The 16654-nt window shown below is 70.7% G+C and carries 12 protein-coding genes; 4 read left to right on the plus strand and 8 right to left on the minus strand.

Going from position 1 to position 16654, the window contains the following annotated elements:
- Positions 1–5: 5 nt before the first annotated feature.
- The 3 genes from G6O69_RS26125 (at position 6) to G6O69_RS26135 (ending at position 6823) form a co-directional block, all read left to right on the plus strand.
- Positions 6–3152, plus strand: coding sequence for an efflux RND transporter permease subunit (locus G6O69_RS26125; RefSeq protein ID WP_172306218.1), 3147 nt, complete (start codon positions 6–8; stop codon positions 3150–3152).
- 132 nt (positions 3153–3284) lie between these two features.
- Entirely contained in the window at positions 3285–5363 is a 2079-nt protein-coding gene (locus tag G6O69_RS26130) for a DUF1588 domain-containing protein (RefSeq protein ID WP_172306219.1), read from the plus strand.
- 2 nt (positions 5364–5365) lie between these two features.
- Positions 5366–6823 carry a DUF1552 domain-containing protein gene (locus tag G6O69_RS26135; protein ID WP_172306220.1) on the plus strand — a complete coding sequence of 486 codons (1458 nt, stop codon included), beginning with the start codon at positions 5366–5368 and terminating at the stop codon, positions 6821–6823.
- A gap of 21 nt (positions 6824–6844) precedes the next feature.
- Here the strand turns inward: G6O69_RS26135 and G6O69_RS26140 are convergent, their stop codons facing one another.
- The 6 genes from G6O69_RS26140 to G6O69_RS26165 form a co-directional block, all read right to left on the minus strand.
- On the minus strand, positions 6845–8371 hold the full coding sequence (locus G6O69_RS26140; RefSeq protein WP_172306221.1) for an ATP-binding protein: 1527 nt from the start codon (positions 8369–8371) through the stop codon (positions 6845–6847).
- Positions 8368–9105, minus strand: a complete 738-nt coding sequence (locus G6O69_RS26145) for a response regulator transcription factor (protein WP_346017084.1) — start codon at positions 9103–9105, stop codon at positions 8368–8370. Before G6O69_RS26145 ends, G6O69_RS26140 begins: the two co-directional genes overlap by 4 nt.
- Positions 9106–9251: 146 nt before the next feature.
- Positions 9252–9983: a hypothetical protein gene (locus G6O69_RS26150; protein ID WP_172306223.1), complete on the minus strand. Its 732-nt coding sequence runs from the start codon at positions 9981–9983 to the stop codon at positions 9252–9254.
- Entirely contained in the window at positions 9980–10813 is an 834-nt protein-coding gene (locus G6O69_RS26155; protein ID WP_172306224.1) for a hypothetical protein, read from the minus strand. Before G6O69_RS26155 ends, G6O69_RS26150 begins: the two co-directional genes overlap by 4 nt.
- Positions 10814–10827: 14 nt before the next feature.
- Positions 10828–11466 carry a hypothetical protein gene (locus tag G6O69_RS26160; RefSeq protein ID WP_172306225.1) on the minus strand — a complete coding sequence of 213 codons (639 nt, stop codon included), beginning with the start codon at positions 11464–11466 and terminating at the stop codon, positions 10828–10830.
- Positions 11467–11561: 95 nt separating this feature from the next.
- Complete coding sequence (locus G6O69_RS26165) at positions 11562–12596, minus strand: metallophosphoesterase (RefSeq protein ID WP_172306226.1); 1035 nt, start codon at positions 12594–12596, stop codon at positions 11562–11564.
- A 383-nt stretch (positions 12597–12979) separates the two neighbouring features.
- On the opposite strand from G6O69_RS26165, the gene G6O69_RS26170 reads away from it, so the two are divergent.
- Complete coding sequence (locus tag G6O69_RS26170; protein ID WP_172306227.1) at positions 12980–13411, plus strand: nuclear transport factor 2 family protein; 432 nt, start codon at positions 12980–12982, stop codon at positions 13409–13411.
- Positions 13412–13500: 89 nt separating this feature from the next.
- On the opposite strand, the gene G6O69_RS26175 is transcribed toward G6O69_RS26170, so the two are convergent.
- Entirely contained in the window at positions 13501–14616 is a 1116-nt protein-coding gene (locus G6O69_RS26175; RefSeq protein WP_172306228.1) for a hypothetical protein, read from the minus strand.
- Positions 14617–14706: 90 nt separating this feature from the next.
- Positions 14707–16629, minus strand: coding sequence for an RNA ligase family protein (locus G6O69_RS26180; RefSeq protein WP_172306229.1), 1923 nt, complete (start codon positions 16627–16629; stop codon positions 14707–14709).
- Between the last annotated feature and the right edge of the window lie 25 nt (positions 16630–16654).

Raw genomic sequence — 16654 nt, forward strand, 5'->3', positions numbered from 1 at the left:
GCGCGATGTTCGACAAGATCATCCGGCTGAGCGTCAACAACTCGGTCTTCGTCAACCTGCTCTTCTTTCTGATCTTCGCCGCCGGTGTGGTCGGCGCGAGCAAGCTGCCGCGCGAGCAGTTCCCCGAGGTCAGCCTCGACGCCGTGCTCGTCCAGGTGACCTACGTCGGGGCCACGGCCAGCGACGTCGAGGAGCTGATCATTCGCCCGATCGAGGAGGAGATCGACAACGTCTCCGACATCAAGCGCGTCGAGTCGGTGGCCAGCGAGGGCTCGGCCTCGATCACCGTGACCTTCAACGCGGGCACGGACCTCAGGGACGCCCGGGCCGAGGTCGAGAAGGCCGTGGCCGCCGTCGAGGAGCTGCCCGAGGACGCCGAGACCCCGCAGGTGCGCGAGGTGAAGATCGATCTCCCGGTCTGCGCCGTGGCCCTGCTCGGGGATCGCTCGATCCGCCTCGAGGCCGACCGCGTGCGCGAGGCCCTGGGCGACCTGCCCGGGGTCGCCGGCGTCGACCTGGTCGGTCTGACCGAGCCGCGCATCGTCGTCGCCCTCGACGAGGCCAAGCTGCGCAACCTCCAGCTCACCCCCTCCGAGGTCGCCGCGGCGATCGCCAACGCCAGGGCGAGCGTGCCCGCGGGCACCGTCGAGAGCGGCGGGGCCGAGATCTTCGTCAAGACCGACAAGCGCCTGCAGTCGGCCGAGGACGTCGCCGCGATCCCCTTGCGCCCCGGCTCGCCGCTGCGCCTGGGTGACGTCGCCGAGGTCCGCGAGCTCGAGGAGCAGCCCGACACCCGCTACTTCATCAACGGCGTCGAGGCCGTGCAGATGGTGGTCAAGCGCGAAGAGAGCGCGGACCCCCTGGAGATCCGCGAGGACGTGTTCGCGGCCCTGCCCGAGCTCGAGACCATGGTCCCTCCCGGCGTGCGCGCGGTCGTGTCCGAGGACTACACCTTGCTGATCCGCGACCGCCTGCGCACCGTGCTGGTCAACGGCCTCGGCGGCGGGGTCTTGGTGGTCCTGGTCCTCGCCGTGCTCGCGGGCATGCGCGCGGCCCTGCTCGCGCTGTGGGGCATGCCCGTGTCCTACCTGCTGGCGACCTTCTTGATGGACAAGACCGACATGACGCTCAACGTCATCTCGACCTTCGGTCTGCTCATCGCCACGGGGATCATCGTCGACGACGCGATCGTCGTGATCGAGAACACCCAGCGCCACCTGGAGCAGGGCAAGCCGCGGATCCAGGCGGCGATCGACGGCGCCAAGGAGGTGCTCTTGCCGGTCACGGTCGCCGTGGCCACGACCTGCTTCGCCTTCCTGCCGCTGACCATGGTCGGCGGGACCATGGGCCGGGTCATGCGGATCTTGCCCCTGGCGGTGATCTTCTGCCTGCTCGGTTCGCTGATTGAGGCGATCTTCATCCTCCCCGGCCACCTCGCCCACTACGCCGCCAAGGACGCCGAGGGCGGGCGCACGGCCAAGCTCGTCGAGCGCATGAAGGCCGTCTACCGCCCGATGCTCGAGCTATGCCTGCGCCGGCGTGGGCTGGTCAGCCTGCTGGCCTTCGTGAGCTTCGTGGGCACGATCATGCTCGCCAAGGGCATGCCCTTTCAGTACACGGCGCCGGGCAAGCTCACCGAGCTCCAGGTCACCTACAAGCTCAGCGCGGGCGTCGACCGTGAGGCCAGCTTGGCTCAGGGCGAGGACATCCGCGGGCTCGTGCTCGAGGGCTTCGACCAGAGCGAGGAGCGCGAGGACGGCCTGGTCCGGACCACCAAGCTTCGCATCGGCTCGGTCCGAGACCCGCGCACGCAGCTGCTCGAGACCGGGGCGAACACGGGGATCATCCGCTTCGAGTTCGCGATCGACGACGAGGTGATCGAGCGCGGGCCGCAGGTCGTCGCCGCGCTCGAGGCTTACCTGCGCCAAAACCCCGACCTCGCCGCCTATCAGGTGATCATGCCGCAGGCCGGGCCGCCGGCGGGGCCGGCCGTCACCGCCCGCGTCCGCGGCCGCGAGCCCGAGGAGATCGAGGTCACGGTCCGCGAGATCAAGGCCTTCTTGCGCGGGGTCGAGGGCGTGCGCGACATCGACGACGACAGCGGGATCGGCAAGGAGACCTTCGCGATCGCCGTCGATCAGGACCTCGCCGCGCTCTATGGCCTCAGCGAGCTCGAGATCGCCAACGCCGCGCGGGCGGCCATCGACGGCCTGGTCGCGACGGAGGTCTCGATCGACGAGCAGCGCGTCGAGATCGTCGTGCGCACCGAGGGCGCCCAGGCCCTCGACCGCGACGGGATCGGCAGCCTGACGGTCACCTCGAGCACGGGCGCCGTCGTCCGCCTCGATCAGGTCGCCCGCCTCGAGCGGACCCGCGAGCTCGGCTCGATCCGCCGCCGCGACAGCCAGCGGACCGTGGCCGTGACCGCCGACGTGGACTCCGAGGTGATCACCGCCTTGGACACGACCAAGAAGATCCAGAAATTCTGGGATGAGCGCATCGCCCCGCGCTACCCGGAGCTCGAGCTCCAGTTCGGTGGGGACGCCGAGGAGATCAACGAGAGCCTCGCCGACCTGCCGGGCGCGTTCATGCTGGCCATCGGGATGATCTACATCGCCTTGGCCCTGCAATTTCGCTCCTACTTCCAGCCGGTGATCATCTTGTGCGCGGTGCCCTTTGGGATCATGGGCGCGGTGCTCGGGCTCTTTGGCATGGGCTACGACCTCTCGCTCTTCGCGCTCTTCGGCGTGATCGCGCTCGCCGGCATCGTGGTCAACGACTCGCTGGTGATGGTCGACTTCATCAACAGCCGGCGCAGCGAGGGCGCGACGATCAAAGACGCCGCGCGCGACGGCGCGCTCGAGCGCCTGCGGCCGATCATCTCGACCACGCTGACGACCTGCTTCGGCCTCGGCCCGCTGGCCGTCGGCCTCGGCGGCAAGGACCAGATCCTCGCGCCGATGGCGATCTCGATCGCCGCAGGCCTGGGGATCTCGACGGCGCTGGTGCTGCTCGTCGTGCCCGCGATCTACGTGATCATCGAGCGCGACTTCCCGGCGTTTTTCTTGCGGATCCGCGGCAAGGATCCGGCGCTCGTCGACGCGCCCGCGAGCGGCGCGGTCGTCGACGAGGACGCAGCGCAGGCCCGGTAGCGTTTTCACCCTGGCCTTTGGACGAGGACGCAGGCGGTGTTCATGTGCAAGAGGTAGCCGTCGGCACTCGCCTTGCTGCGCGCTTTGAAAGTGCTGGGTCGAGGTCGAGCGCGCGTGATAGGGGATCGCGTGATGTCGACGCTTCGCTATCCGATCGCAGGTGCGCTCGGCCTCGGGCTGCTCTTGGGCGCTGCGGGCTGCTCTCAGGGCAATGAGGGGGCTGATGGGGGCGACGAGCTCGGCGACGCCACCGGCGGCGAGGGGGCGGAGTCCGCCGACGAGGGTCCCGACGAGGGCGAGGGCCCCGACGAGGGCGACGCCGGGGATGAGGGCGAGGAGGAGCCGCAGGTGCCCTCGGGCAACGCTCTCGACCAGGACGAGCTCTTCGTGTGCAAGGGCGAGCCGGCCATGCCGCCGGCGGACCTGCGCCTGCTCGATCGCTTCGAGTGGACGCGCAACACGGGGGGCTGGTACGGCAGCAACCGCGACCGCAACCCGCTCTATGCCCGCGCGGATCACCGCTACTCGACCTACGCAGAGCAGGAGGCCCTCGACTCGAGCGTGCTCTCGCTCTACCTCGGGGTCGTCGGCAGCGCCGGCGCCGGGTGGACCAAGGCGCACGACTACAACACCAGCTCGCTGCGCACGGTCGTCGATGACCCCGAGACCCTGTGCTTCCTCAACCAGGGCGACCCCGATCCGGAGTGCGTGCGCTACTTCGTCGCGCGCCTGCTCGAGCGTGGGGTGCTCTATCATCCGGCGAGCGAGGACCAGGTCGACCGCCTCTACGACTTCGCCCAAAACGCGATCGCTGGAGAGCTCGGCTTCGAGGACCGCGAGGCGACCATCAAGGCCGTCGCCGCGGCCGCGTGGATGAACGCCGAGGGCCTGCATCGCGCGGAGCTCGGCGCGGGCGAGGTCGACGAGCACGGGCGCGTGCGCCTGAGCGACTGGGAGCTGGCCACGGCCATGGCCTACGCCCTCGGCAAGACCGCCCCGGGTGCCCCGAGCGTGCACCGCCAGTTCGGATACTGGTCCATGGGCGACGTCGACGGCCACCTCAGCGGCTTCGCCGAGGCGGCCGAGGACGGGAGCATCAGCGACCCCGAGATCGTCGACATGCTCGTGCGCGAGTACATCGGCGGCCTCGACGAGACGCGCCAGGACCTCTTCCTCGAGCGCGGCGACAGCCGCGACTGGGAGAACCGCGGCGAGTACTGGATGGCCATGGGCGTGCGCGCCTTCTTCCGCGAGTGGCTCGACTACGGCGAGATCGCGGCGCAGCCGTCCAAGTCCGAGGTCGGGGGGAGCTCGGCGTGGTCGGGCTCCGCCGTGGGCAACAGCTATCAAAACTCGCTGACCGGCACCCACGGCTACGAGAACACCCTCGTCGAGCACCTCGACGACATGATCGCGCGGATCCTCGCCGACGATCAGGACATCTTCGCCAAGCTGCTGACCTCGCGGATGTTCTACACGCCGGCGACCGCTGGCTACCAGGAGGGGGAGTCGTCGATCTGGAAGTCGACCTCGGCGGCGAACCGGGTCTACAACGTCGCGGGGGTCACCGAGCAGACCCGCGAGGCGCGGTGGATCGAGCTCCCGGCCACGGAGCGCGCCGGGGTGCTCACGCACCCGGCCTGGCTGGGCGCGCACTCGCTGTCCTTCGAAAATGATCCCAACCCGGTCCACCGCGGCAAGTGGATCCGCGAGGAGCTGCTGTGCCAGGACGTGCCTGCGCTGCCCCTCAACGTCGACGCCTCGCTCAGCGACGAGTCCAAGGAGCTGTCGACGCGCGATCGCCTGACCTCGCAGATCGACGCCGACGCCTACTGCTGGGCCTGCCACCAGTACATGAACCCGCTCGGCTACCCCTTCGAGATCTACGACCACGCGGGCTTCGTGCGGATCGAGGACCACGGCGAGGCGCCCGACGGCTCGAGCACCCTGGTCAGCATGCCCTCGCCGGAGCTCGAGGGCGAGGTCGGCTCGGCGATCGACTTCAGCGAGCGCCTCGCGGCCTCGCCCTACGCCAAGCGCTGCTTCATCCGCCAGACCTTCCGCTACTTCGCTGGGCGCGAGGAGACCATGGCCGACGCCTGCACCATGGCCGCGCTCGAGCAGGCCTACGACGACAGCGGCGGCTCCTTCGCCGCGCTGCTCACCGCGCTGTTCACCAGCGACAGCTTCCAATACCGGGTCCAGGACTGATCATGATCAACCGTCGCAAGTTCATCGCCAGCTCGGGGCTGCTCGCCGGGGCCGCGCTCTTCTCCGGGGCCCTCGGTCGTCAGGAGTCTCGCGGCTCCAGGGGCGGCGAGGGCGGCCCGCGTCGCTTCGTGATCTTCTTGGAGGGCAACGGCACCCGCCCGGCCTGCATGCGCGACCCGCTGACCCTCGAGACCCTCGAGGGCATCGCCGGCGGCGAGATCGGCAGCAGCCGCGACTACGGCCACAGCGATCCCGTGCTCATCGAGGGCGCGCCGCTGAGCGAGGCCCGGGCCCTCGGCGCGCTGGCCGGGAGCGGCGACGCGCTCTCGTTGGTCGACCGCGCCGCGCTGGTCTTGGGGCTCTCGGGCACGCACCTCGGCGGCGGCCACTCCACGGATCACGGCGCGCTATGTGCCAGCAAGTCGACGAGCGGCCCGAGCGGTCCGAGCATCGAGTCCGTGCTCGCGGAGATCCCCGGGGTCCGCGGCTCCTCGCCCTTCGACGCCCTGCGCGTGGGCATCGGGGCGTCGAGCAACCCGCTCAACTACGCCAGCTGTGCGTTCGCGGCGGGCAAGCCGGCGCCGATCCTCCTCGATCCTTCGGCGGTGTTCAGCACCTTGTTCGGCTCCGTGGCCCTCGGCGACGCGGGCAGCGACTTTCAGTCGCGCAAGGACCTGCTCGCCTACGCCCTCGAGGACGTGCAGCTCGAGCTCGCCGGGGGCGTCGCGTCCTCGCGCGGGCGCGAGAAGCTCGAGACCTACGAGGCCTCGCTGCTCGACATGATGGCCCGCGACGCGCAGATCGAGGGCATGCAAGACGCGTTGAGCGCGGCCAAGCCGGCCGAGCCCGGGACGCTCGACCCCGATCCCTACGTGTCCAGCGATCCGCTGATCCGCCTCGGCGCGCAGGTCGACCTGGTCTCGGCCGGGTTGATCAGCGGCCTGACCAACGTCGCGGTGGTCTCGCTGGGCTCCGGCGCCTACTACTGGTCGCAGCAATACCCGAGCCTGGTCGACTTCTACCCCGACGGCCAGCTGATCGGCGGCCACGACCTGCGCCACGGCGACGGCGGCGACTACTACGAGGTCCTGCACGAGCTCAGCAGCCGCTACATCGGCCAGATGTGCCGGCTGGCGCGCGAGCTGGCGGCCGTGCCCGAGGAGGGCGGGAGCATGCTCGACAACACCTTGCTGCTCTACATGCCCGACAACGGCGAGAAGCATCACTCCAACGCCGAGGAGTTCGCGATGCTGATGCTCGGCGGCAACAACATGGGCTTTCACACCGACGGGCGCAGCGTCAGCTACCCCAAGTCGGGCCACGCCAACAACCGCCAGGTCTCGAACATGTTCAACACCCTGCTCTACGGCGCCGGCCAGCCGACCGACGACTTTGGCCACGCCAACGCGGACTCGCGCGTGGCCGAGGGGCCGCTCGCGGAGCTGTGGACGCAGGTCTGAGGTCCGACGCGGCTCAGCGCTCTAGGTGGCATCCGCGTCGAGCCACACGCGCACGCGCGTGCACCCGGCCGCGCTCTCGACCTCGATCTCGCCTCCGTGGGTCGAGACCACGCGGCGGACCAGGGCCAGGCCGAGGCCGGTGCCGCCCTCTTCGCGCTTGGTCGTGAAGAAGCGGTCGAAGATCCGGTCGCGGTTGCCGGGCGAGATGCCGGGGCCGTCGTCCTCGACCTCGAAGCCGGTCCGCCGGGTCGCGGGGTCGCTCAGCCCGCGCACGCGCACGTGGACCTCGGGGCCGCCGTGGGCGAAGGCGTTGTCGATCAGGTTGTCGAGCACCGAGGCGAGCTGGCTGTGGCTGCCCTCGACGGCGCTGGCGAGCTGGGGCTGGTCGAGCTCGAGGTCGGGCCAGCGCTGGGGGAGCTCGGCGAGCAGCGCGGCGAGGTCGACCTGGGCGCCGGCGTGGGGCTGCTCGGCGCGGGCGAGGGCGAGCAGGCCGTCGACCAGCCGCTCGAGGCGCTCGAGCTCCTCGAGGGCGTTGTCGAGGAAGCGCTGGCGGCGGTCGGCGGGCATCTGCTCGTCGTCGCGCAGCAGCTCCGCGGTCCCGCGCAAGGTCGCGATCGGCGTGCGGAACTCGTGGGCGACGTTGCCGGCGAACTCGTTGATGTAGTCGACCCGCGACTGGAGCTGCTCGGCCATGGCCGCGGTCGCCGTGGCGAGCTCGCGGACCTCGTCGACGTGGGAGCCGGCGCTGCGCAGGAGCTTGGCGCCCTCGCTGCCGCTGCCGTGGGTCAGGCGGCGGGCGGCCTCGGCGAGGCTGGCCAGGGAGCGCGTGGCCAGGCGGCCCGCGAACACGGCCAGGGCGACGGTGACGACGAGCGCGGCGAGCAGGCCCCAGATCAGCCGCGGGGACATCTGATAGAGGGCCTGGAGCTCCTCGCGGGGGGTGCGAGAGAAGAGCACGGCGCCGGCGACCTCGTCGCCCACGCGGATCGGCTTGGCGACGAAGAGGCGGACCCGCGCCCGGCGGCTCGGCCCGTCGAGGGGTTGGCGCTCGCTTTGTCGGGAGCGCGGGCGCGTGTCCACGCCGACGCGCCCGGCGAGGGCCTCGGCGACCACGGGATCGCTGGACAGGTCCTCGGGGGGTCCGGCGGTCGCGGCCGAGACGCTCGCGCTGCTGGCCACGACCAGGCCGTCCCCGTCGACGACGCGGATCCCGGCCAGGGTCCGCTGGCGGATCGTCTGGAGCAGGGGGACCAGCTGCGGGCCGAGCTCGTCGACGCCGAGGGGGGCGCCGCTGTCCGAGCGCGCCAGGGCGGCGACGGCCACGGTGAGCACGTCGGCCTGGTGCTCGAGGTCGGCCCGGGTCTGGCGGCGCAGATCCATGGCCAGGGCGCCGGTGCCGACCAGCGCGAGGAGGGGCAGGGCGAGCACCAGCAGGTGCGAGCCCAGCAGCCAGGTGCGCAGGGACAGGCCGGGGAGCAGCCGACGGCGCCCCGTGGGCCCCGATCCCGACGTGCCGTAGCTGCCCGTGCCTGGCTGGGGCCGCGTCATGGCTCGAGCGGCTCGCGCAGGCGGTAGCCGACGCCGTGGACGGTCTCGACCGGATCGACGCCGTGCTCGCGGAACTTGGCCCGGATGCGACGCACGTGCGAGTCGAGGGTGCGCCCGGAGACGTGGCGGGCGTCGGGGTAGGCCTGCTCGCCGAGCTCGGCCCGCGAGAACACCCGCCCGGGCCGGGTCATGAGCACCTCGAGCAGGCGAAATTCCGTGGCCGTGAGCGCGACCTCGGCCTCGACCCACCACGCCCGGTGTTGCTCGGGGGCCAGGCGCAGCCCGCCGACGTGCAGGGTCTCGGCGTCGGCGTCGGGCTGGTCCTCGGACGCGGCGCCGGCCGTCCGGGTTGGCTCGCGCAGGGCCCGACGCAGCAGCACCTTGACCCGGGTGACCAGCTCGCGGGTGGAGAAGGGCTTGGTCACGTAGTCGTCGCCGCCGAGCTCGAGGCCGAGGATGCGATCGATCTCGTCGCTGCGCGCGGACAGGAAGAGCACCGGGGTCTCGGTGTCCTCGGCCCGCAGCCGGCGGACGAGCTCGAAGCCGTCGAGCTCGGGCATGGACACGTCGACGACCAGGAGGTCGAAGCTGGCCGCGGCCAGGCGAGCGAGGGCCTCGGCGCCGTCGCGTGCCTCGTGGACGAGGTAACCCTCGCGGGTCAGGGCGTAGCCGACGACCTCGCGCAGCTTGGGGTCGTCATCGACGAGCAGGAGCGTGGGGGCGCGGGCGGGCACGGGGGAGCGCGAGGGGCCTGAGGTGAGCCGTCCTCGGGCCTGTGGGGGCGGCGAGGGGGCCGCTGGCATGGTCGGAGGGATGGCGGGAGATGGGGGAGGGAGAGATGGGGGAGGGAGAGATGGTGAGCGCAGCGAAGCGGCCAGGCTCATGGCGTGCGCGCTCCGTAGAGGGACGATAACTCTGCGAGCGCGGCCACGCGAGCCTCGATCTCCTCGAGGCGCTCGCGGACGGGCTCGTCGCCGCCCGCGAGGGTGAACAGGCCGAGCTGCACGCGCAGCTGGAGCAGCCCCGAGAGCGCCGCCTCGAGCTCGCCGCGGGCGTGGTCGCGAGCCTGGCGCAAGCTGGCGAGGGCGCCGAGCAGCCCCTCGGCTTGGCCCTGGGGGGACACGGACCCGCGGGCGCTGGCCTCGGCCTCGGCGATCAGGCGATCGACGTGGGCGACGCGACGATCGGCGCGGTGCAGGGCCAAGCCGAGCTTGTCGAGCTGCTCGAGGGTGATCGGCGCGGTGTTGCGCAGGACCTCGTCGCGCAGCAGCTCGTGGCGCAGGGCGAGCACGCAGGCGTCGATGCGCGGGGCGAGGGGCCCCGGCTGGCCAGGCAGCGCGCTGGTGGGCTCGTCGAGGGTGAAGGCCCGCCCCGTCGCGCGCCGCCCGATCAGGCCGACGAAGAGCGGCCAGCAGGCCAAGGCGGCGCTCGCCGTGCCCAGGGAGTGGCCGCGGCGGGCGAGGTGCCAGGCCATGGACGCGCCCGCGCCGAGGTAGGCGAGGGTCAAGCTGGCCCACAGCGAGGGCAGCCGGAGCGGGGCGCCGACGGCCAGGAGCTCGGCGAGGACGTCGGGCTCGGCGATGGCGTCGAGGGCCAGGCTGAGGGCGATCATGGCTTCACCTCGGCCTGGCTCGCGCCGCGGCGCCCGAGGAAGCCCGCCGCCTCGGCGTCCCAGCTGCGTCGATAGTCCCTGCGAGCCGAGCGGCTGGTGCTCGACAGGCTCGAGAACACGTTGGCTTCGATCGGTCGCAAGAAGCTGATCTCGGCGCGCGGGCGGACGATGAAGGGGCGCAGCAGCCAGCCGGACTGGGCGAGCACGGCCGCGAGCACGGCGACGCTCGCGAAGGTGGCCAGGGCTCGGCTGTGCCCGCCCGTGGGGAGGCAGCGGGTCAGGGTCGAGAGCCCGGGGAGCCCGACCACCGCCAGGCTCATGGCCATGGCCAGGATCGCCGCGTGGTAGCCGGGGTGCAGCGAGAGGTAGAGCCACAGCACCGGGGCGAGGGCCGCGGCGAGCACGGCCGTGCGGGCCACGGCGAGCAGCGCCGCGAGGGCCAGGCGCGACCACGACAGCTGCAGCTCGCAGGCGCCGTGGAAGGCACGGATCGCCGGGAGCCCGACGAGCATGGGGAGCAGCAGGAGCAGCGGGGCCTTGAGGCCCGCGTAGAGGTACTGGAGCTGGCCGCGGTAGGAGCCGAGGACGACCCCGAACACGCCAGCGCCGATCAGCGTGAGGGCGAGCAGCTTGGGCGCCAAGGCGGCGAGGCGCTCGTCTTCGTCCAGGGCCTCGCCGGGCTCGGCCGCGCGGGCGCCGACGAGGCGCTCGGGCGCTCGCAGGAGCGCGCCGGCGAGGGGCAGCAGAGCCAGGCCGCGCGGGCTCAGGGGCGGCGTGGCAGCGGGCGAAGGGGAGGGGGCGTGGGTGCTATCGGTGGTGGTGGTGTTCATCGTGTCCTCCTCGCTCAGTAGCTGGTCACCCAGGTGCCGACGTCCACGCCCACGCGCAGGGCGATCACCCAGCTCAGGGCGACCCAGGCGAGGACCAGGAGGGTGAAGCGCGGGGCGACCATCGCCTCGCGCCCGGGCTGGGCAGGTGGCGTGGCGCGCAGCTCGACGCGGTTGAGCGAGACGCAGGCCGTGACGGTCGTGAACACGCCGACCGCGGCGAGGGAGACGAGCATGGCGAACACCCCCAACGAGGTCGTGGCCGCGTAGAAGAGCACGAGGGGAGTGAGCCCGCCGGCGACCCGGCCGCCGTGGACGAGGGCGCGCCCGCAGGCCGCGGCCAGGGCCTCCGGGGGGGCCTCGAGGTCGAGGAACTGGTGCAGGGCGATCAGCGCTGGCGTGGTCAGGGCCATGGCCGAGAGCTCGACCATCAGCACGCTCGGGACCAGGCGCAGGCTCGTTCCCTCGAGCAGCGGCTCGCCGAGGGCGGCCGCGGCCCCGAGGGCGAGGAAGCCGAGCAGGCCGCCGACGAGGCTGCGGGCGTCGACGCGCTGGGCCCGGTCGAGGGGGGCGCGGGGTCGAGGAGGCGCGGACGCTGTGGCCCAAGCTCCCGGTGGGGCGGCCGCGGCGGGGGAGGAGACGCTCGAGGGGGTCATCGCTGCTTGCGATAGCAAGCGAGTTTGCAGGCGATGGGGCGAGCGTGGCGCTGCGAGGGGGAGAAAGCGTGCAGCTTTTGTGCAGCGTCGATCTCTTAGCCCGCGGGCACCGGCGGATCCTCGGAGTAGTCCCAGTGATCCGCGTTGGGCGTGTTCCACTGGACCTTCTCGATGTCCAGGAACTCGTATCCGCCCTGGTCGTCGAATTCGAGCAACAAGAAGTTGTCGGTGTCGTAGCGGGTCGCCCCGACCTCGTAGTGCGGCGCGCCAAACTCCCCGGGGGTGCTCACCCAGGTGTAGGTGTGTCCCGCGAAGATCAGCTCGACGTTGTCCTGGGCGAGGAGCAGCGAGCGCATGTCGGGGAAGCCCCCGCCCTCGAGCTCCTCGTCGATGGCCGTGGTGTGGATCGGGAAGTGGCTGAAGACCACCGCGGGGCCGCCCTGTTCGAGCTCGTAGCTCAGCCAGTTGAGCTGGTTGGCGCCGTAGGAGCCGAGGCTGGGATCGTAGCCCACGGTCTGCGCGTCGAAGCTGTGCCCGAGCTGGCTGTTGGTGAAGAAGAAGCGCCACCCGCCATGGTCGATGACGTAGTAGGGGTCCTTCTGGAAGAAGCTATAGAAGAGCGTGTGGGAGAAGCTGCGGCTGACGTCGGGGACGCCGTAGTCGCTGTCGCCAAAGAGCTGGTAGACGGGGATCGGGAAGCCGTCGAGGATCTCGTCGACGATCGCAAAGGCGTTGGGGTTGTTCTCGTAGAAGTCGAGCTCGGTGGTCGGGTAGGCGTCGTGGACCAGGCCGCCGAGGATCACCGCGAAGTCGGGGAGCGGATCGATGTGCTCGACCTCCCAGCGCAGGATCTCGAGCTGCTGCTCGGCGTTGAGCAGGTTTGAGTCGCCGCCTTGGTACTCGGGCCCGACGACGTGCGAGTCGGCGAAGATCACCACGCGGAAGCGGCCGTCGTCGCCGGTCTCAGCGCTGGTGTCGGTCTCGCTGCCCGAGTCGGTCTCCTCGGTGGACTCGGTGCTGTCCGTGGTGTCGCTGCCCGTACCCGAGTCGGTCTCCGTGGACTCTTCGGTGCTGTCCTCGTCCTCGTCCTCGGCGTTGTCGCCGGTGTCGGGCAGCTGGGCCTCGTACACGGGACCGCCGCAAGCGAAGCTGAGGGGCAAGCAAATGAAAGCGATGGCGAGCGACGGGGCGCCTGGAACAAAGCGGCTCACGCCCCCAAGATGCCACAAAGCGCGGCGAGTTGTGCCCCCAGGGCGGCCGGCCGAGGGGCGTGCGCCAACCTCGGAGCTTTTGAAATAGCAGCTTCGCGCGCCGAGCCGCGAGCGCGCCGAAGCCGTGCGTTCCGATGCGCGATCGTGGGCGTCGTGGGAGGGGGGAGCAGCCGTGAAGTGAGCGTCGCAGCCTCGGATCCAGCGGCGCGCGAGAGCGTCCGCGCATGGGCGGGGCCGCGCATTGATCTGGAAGCGCATCGCCAGGCATCGACGGGCGGGAGCATGCTGATATCCTCGATGAGATGTCCGATTCGCTGCGCCTCGGGATCAACGAGCTGCTGCGGGCCAACCGCGAGTTCTATCGTGCCTTCGCGGCCGGCGACTTCGTGGCCATGGATAGGATCTGGGCGGATCACGCCGCGTCCCTGTGCATCCATCCAGGCTGGGCCCTGCTGCGCGGCCGCGATCGCGTGATGGCGAGCTGGCGAGACATCCTGCGCCGCCCGCCGCAGGTCCGCGCCCGCGACGAGGTCGCCGAGCTCCTCGGGGAGGTCGGCGTCGTCATCTGCACGGAGCTGCTGCCTGGGGTCGAGCTCGTCGCGACCAACGTGTTCGTGCGCGAGGAGGGGCGCTGGCGCCTGCTGCATCACCAAGCGGGGATGGTCGCGCAAGACGACGACGACGTGCTCGAAGACGAGGAGCGCGACGAACACGAGGATCGTCTGTTGAATTAGGTTTTTCGCTTGGTGAAGGCGCCCGCGCCCGCGCCTCGCCCGTCGTGAGCTCGGTCGCAGGCGCGGCGCGCATTCACTGCGTCACTGGGTTACTGGGGGATGCACTCGACGGGGCCGAAGGGCGCCGCGAGGTTGTCGCAGGTGCCGGCGAGGACGTCGCTGGCCTCGAGGCTGACCGCGCCGGTCTCGATGTCCACGGAGTAGAGCGAGCGCGCGTCGCCAGAGATGCCGCAGGCGTAGAGCTTGTCGGCGCCGGGGTGGTACTCGATGCCCACGGAGCCGAAGTTCATGTCCATGGCGATCGACCCGATCTCGGAGGCGTCGTCACCGTTGAAGGTGTAGAGGCGATCGTCGCTGGCGTTGATGCCGTAGAGCACGTTGAGCTCGGGCTCGGACCAGGTCAGGCCAGTCGAGCCCCAGTCACCCGGGAGCGGGTTGAGCTCCATGGCGAGCGCGGTCATCGGATCGATCTCGATGATCACGTCCTGATCGGAGGACGAGCCGAACATGTTCTGGAGCTCGTTGGAGGTGATGCCGTTGACTCCGGTGTAGCCGTACTGGCCGACCTCTTGCGCGGTGCAGTCGCAGGGGTTGATGTAGACCAGCGTGTCGCCGTTGGCGGTGACGCGGCCAGAGGCGTAGAGGTCGAGGTCGTTGAAGGTCAGCGAGGTGAAGATGGTGTTGTCGGGCAGGTTGCCGGACAGCTCGAGATCGTCGCAGATCACCGTGGTCTCGCCGACCTCGCCGTCGACGATGCTGATCTGCAAGAGCACGTCGGTGGTGCTGTCGGGCTCGTCGATGGTCAGGATCCACGGGGCGTACTCCTGCTCGCCGGTGGTGTCCGTGTCCGTGTCCGTGGTGTCGGTGTCCCCGGTGTCGGTGTCCGTGCCAGCGTCGGTCTCGGTGCCGGCGTCGGTCTCGGTGCCGGCGTCGGTCTCGGTGCCGGCGTCCGTCTCGGAGGTGCCGACGTCGTCATCGGTGTCCGTGTCCGTCGCGGTCTCGGTCGTGCCCGCGTCGGTGCTCGCCTCGGATCCCGTGGACTCGGTCTCCTCGCCCGCGGTGGTGCCGGCGGTGTCGTCTTGGGTCTCGCCGACGTCCTCGCTGGAGCTGGCGTCGTCGCTGCCGCTGTCGCCACAGGCCGCGAGGGGAAGGATCGAAAAGCAGGTCAGTAGGCGAAGCGTATGGATGGAGCGGCTAGGTCGCATCCACAGATTAAAGAGAGCTGCACCGACACGCGCAAGCCTGCCGTGCGACGGGGGCGAGCACATGGGGAGGGCGTGCGCGAGTTCGAGCGTTCAGCCCATGCGCTGCTGGAGGTAGAGCTGCTCGATCGCCGAGACGAGGTCGGCCTCGCCCGCGTGCTTGTCCGATCGAATTGTCACCAGCTTGGGGTCGCGGAGCTTGAGGTCACCGGTGGCCGTGTCCTTCACGATGCCCTCGAAGCGCACGGTGACCACGATGTGCGGGCGCAGCTCGAAGCCCGGGCGCACGCCGGAGGCACTCTGACGCTCGACCCGGCGCCCGGTCATCAGACCGCTGCGCATGATCTCGGCCTGGAGCTCGCGGTCGCGGTGCTGGTCGACGCCGGCGACGTCGCCGACATCGACGAAGCTGCCGTCGGGCATCCGCGCGCCGATCGCGAAGCTGCCAAACATCCCGGCCTTTTGCTTGGACGTGACCGACAAGATGCCCTCGAGTAACACCAGGTCCAAGGTGATCTCGGGCTTGCGCTTGAGCCAGTTGGGGTCGCGGCGGGCGAGGGCGTAGACCCCGTCGAGGTCCTTGGTGATGATGCCCTCGTAGCCCTGGCCGCGGAAGTACTGGTAGAGCCGGTTGACGTCCTTGTTGTCCTTGGCGAGCTGGCCCTCGGCGATGCTCACGGGGACCGGCAGCGACCAGCCGGTGACCGGGGTGAGGAACTGCTGGAGGGTCTGGCGGCGCTGGCGAAGGGGCAGCTGGGTGAGGTCCTGGCCGTTGAGGTAGACGAGGTCGAAGGCCGCGTACTTGAGGTTGACCGGGCGCTGGACGACCTCGCCGGACAAGCTGGCGTAGACCTCGTAGACCGTGGCCGGGCGCGGCCCGTCGAGGTCGAGGACCGTGCCGTAGAGCTCCCCGTCGATGATCGCGTCGTGGCAGGGGAACATGGTGATGGTCTGGCGCAGGCCGTTGACGGTCTCGAGCCAGTCCTTGCGTCCGCGGGTGTAGGCGGCGCAGAGCACCGAGCCGCTGGCGTCGGTGGACTTGTGCAGCATCATGCGGATGCCGTCGTACTTGCGCTCGACCCAGGCGGGGAAGACCTTGACCCCGTCGGTGCCGCCGCTGGCCAGCGCCGGCTTGATCGCCACCAGGGGCTGGAGCCGGAGCTCGCGCAGGCCCTCGGGGCCCTTGTCGGCCAGGAGGTGGGCGACGGCGAAGGGATCGGAGAGCGCGATGGCGTGCTGTACGGCCTCGGCCTCGGCCCCGTAGTAGTTGGCCAGGGCCTTGGCGATCACCGCGCCTTCGTACTCGAAGCCAAAGTCCGCCTTGCGCAGGATCAGCCGGGCCATGAAGTAGGCCTCGACCTTGCCCATGCGCGAGAGCAGCGAGCGCAGCAGCTCGAACTTCTTGGTCCGCGGGGCGTCGGGCAGGAACTCGAGGGTCAGCAGGACCTCGCCGGCGGTAAGCGGCGGATCCGACTTGAGCGTGGACCGGGACTCGGCGAAGAGCACCCCGACGTCGCCGACCTGGGTCAGGCGGTCGAGCATCTGCCCGCGGGTCTTGAGGTCGACCATCATGACCAGGCGGACCAGGCTGTCGCGCTTGAAGGTGCTGGTTCGGCCGACGAAGACGTCACCGACGAGGCAGCCGATCTTCTGGACCGCCGACAGCCCGACGTTGCGATCGAGGAACTGCTCGACGAGCTGTGCACGCCCCGCGGTGTCGGGGGGCGCGGCGATCTCGAGGCCGAACATGCGCGCGGCCTTCTCGGGGTGCATGCGCATCAGCGGGATGAACAGCCCGCGGCACAGCGAGTAAAAGGGGATCGACTGGAGCTCGTCGAGGGAGCGGCCCTCCTCCGACAGGCGCTGCACGCAAAACTGCACGTGCAGGGGCAGGCCGAGCACCTCTTGCATGTACTCGCTGCCGGGGCGGTGGCTGCCCAGGGCGCCAGTCAGCTGCTCGAGGTTGTCGCCGGCGTGGAACCAGCGGCGGACGGTGGCGTCGTCGACGATGTGCATGGCGCAGGGCGCAGGGTAGCATGGC

It is taken from the genome of Pseudenhygromyxa sp. WMMC2535 (assembly GCF_011083025.2).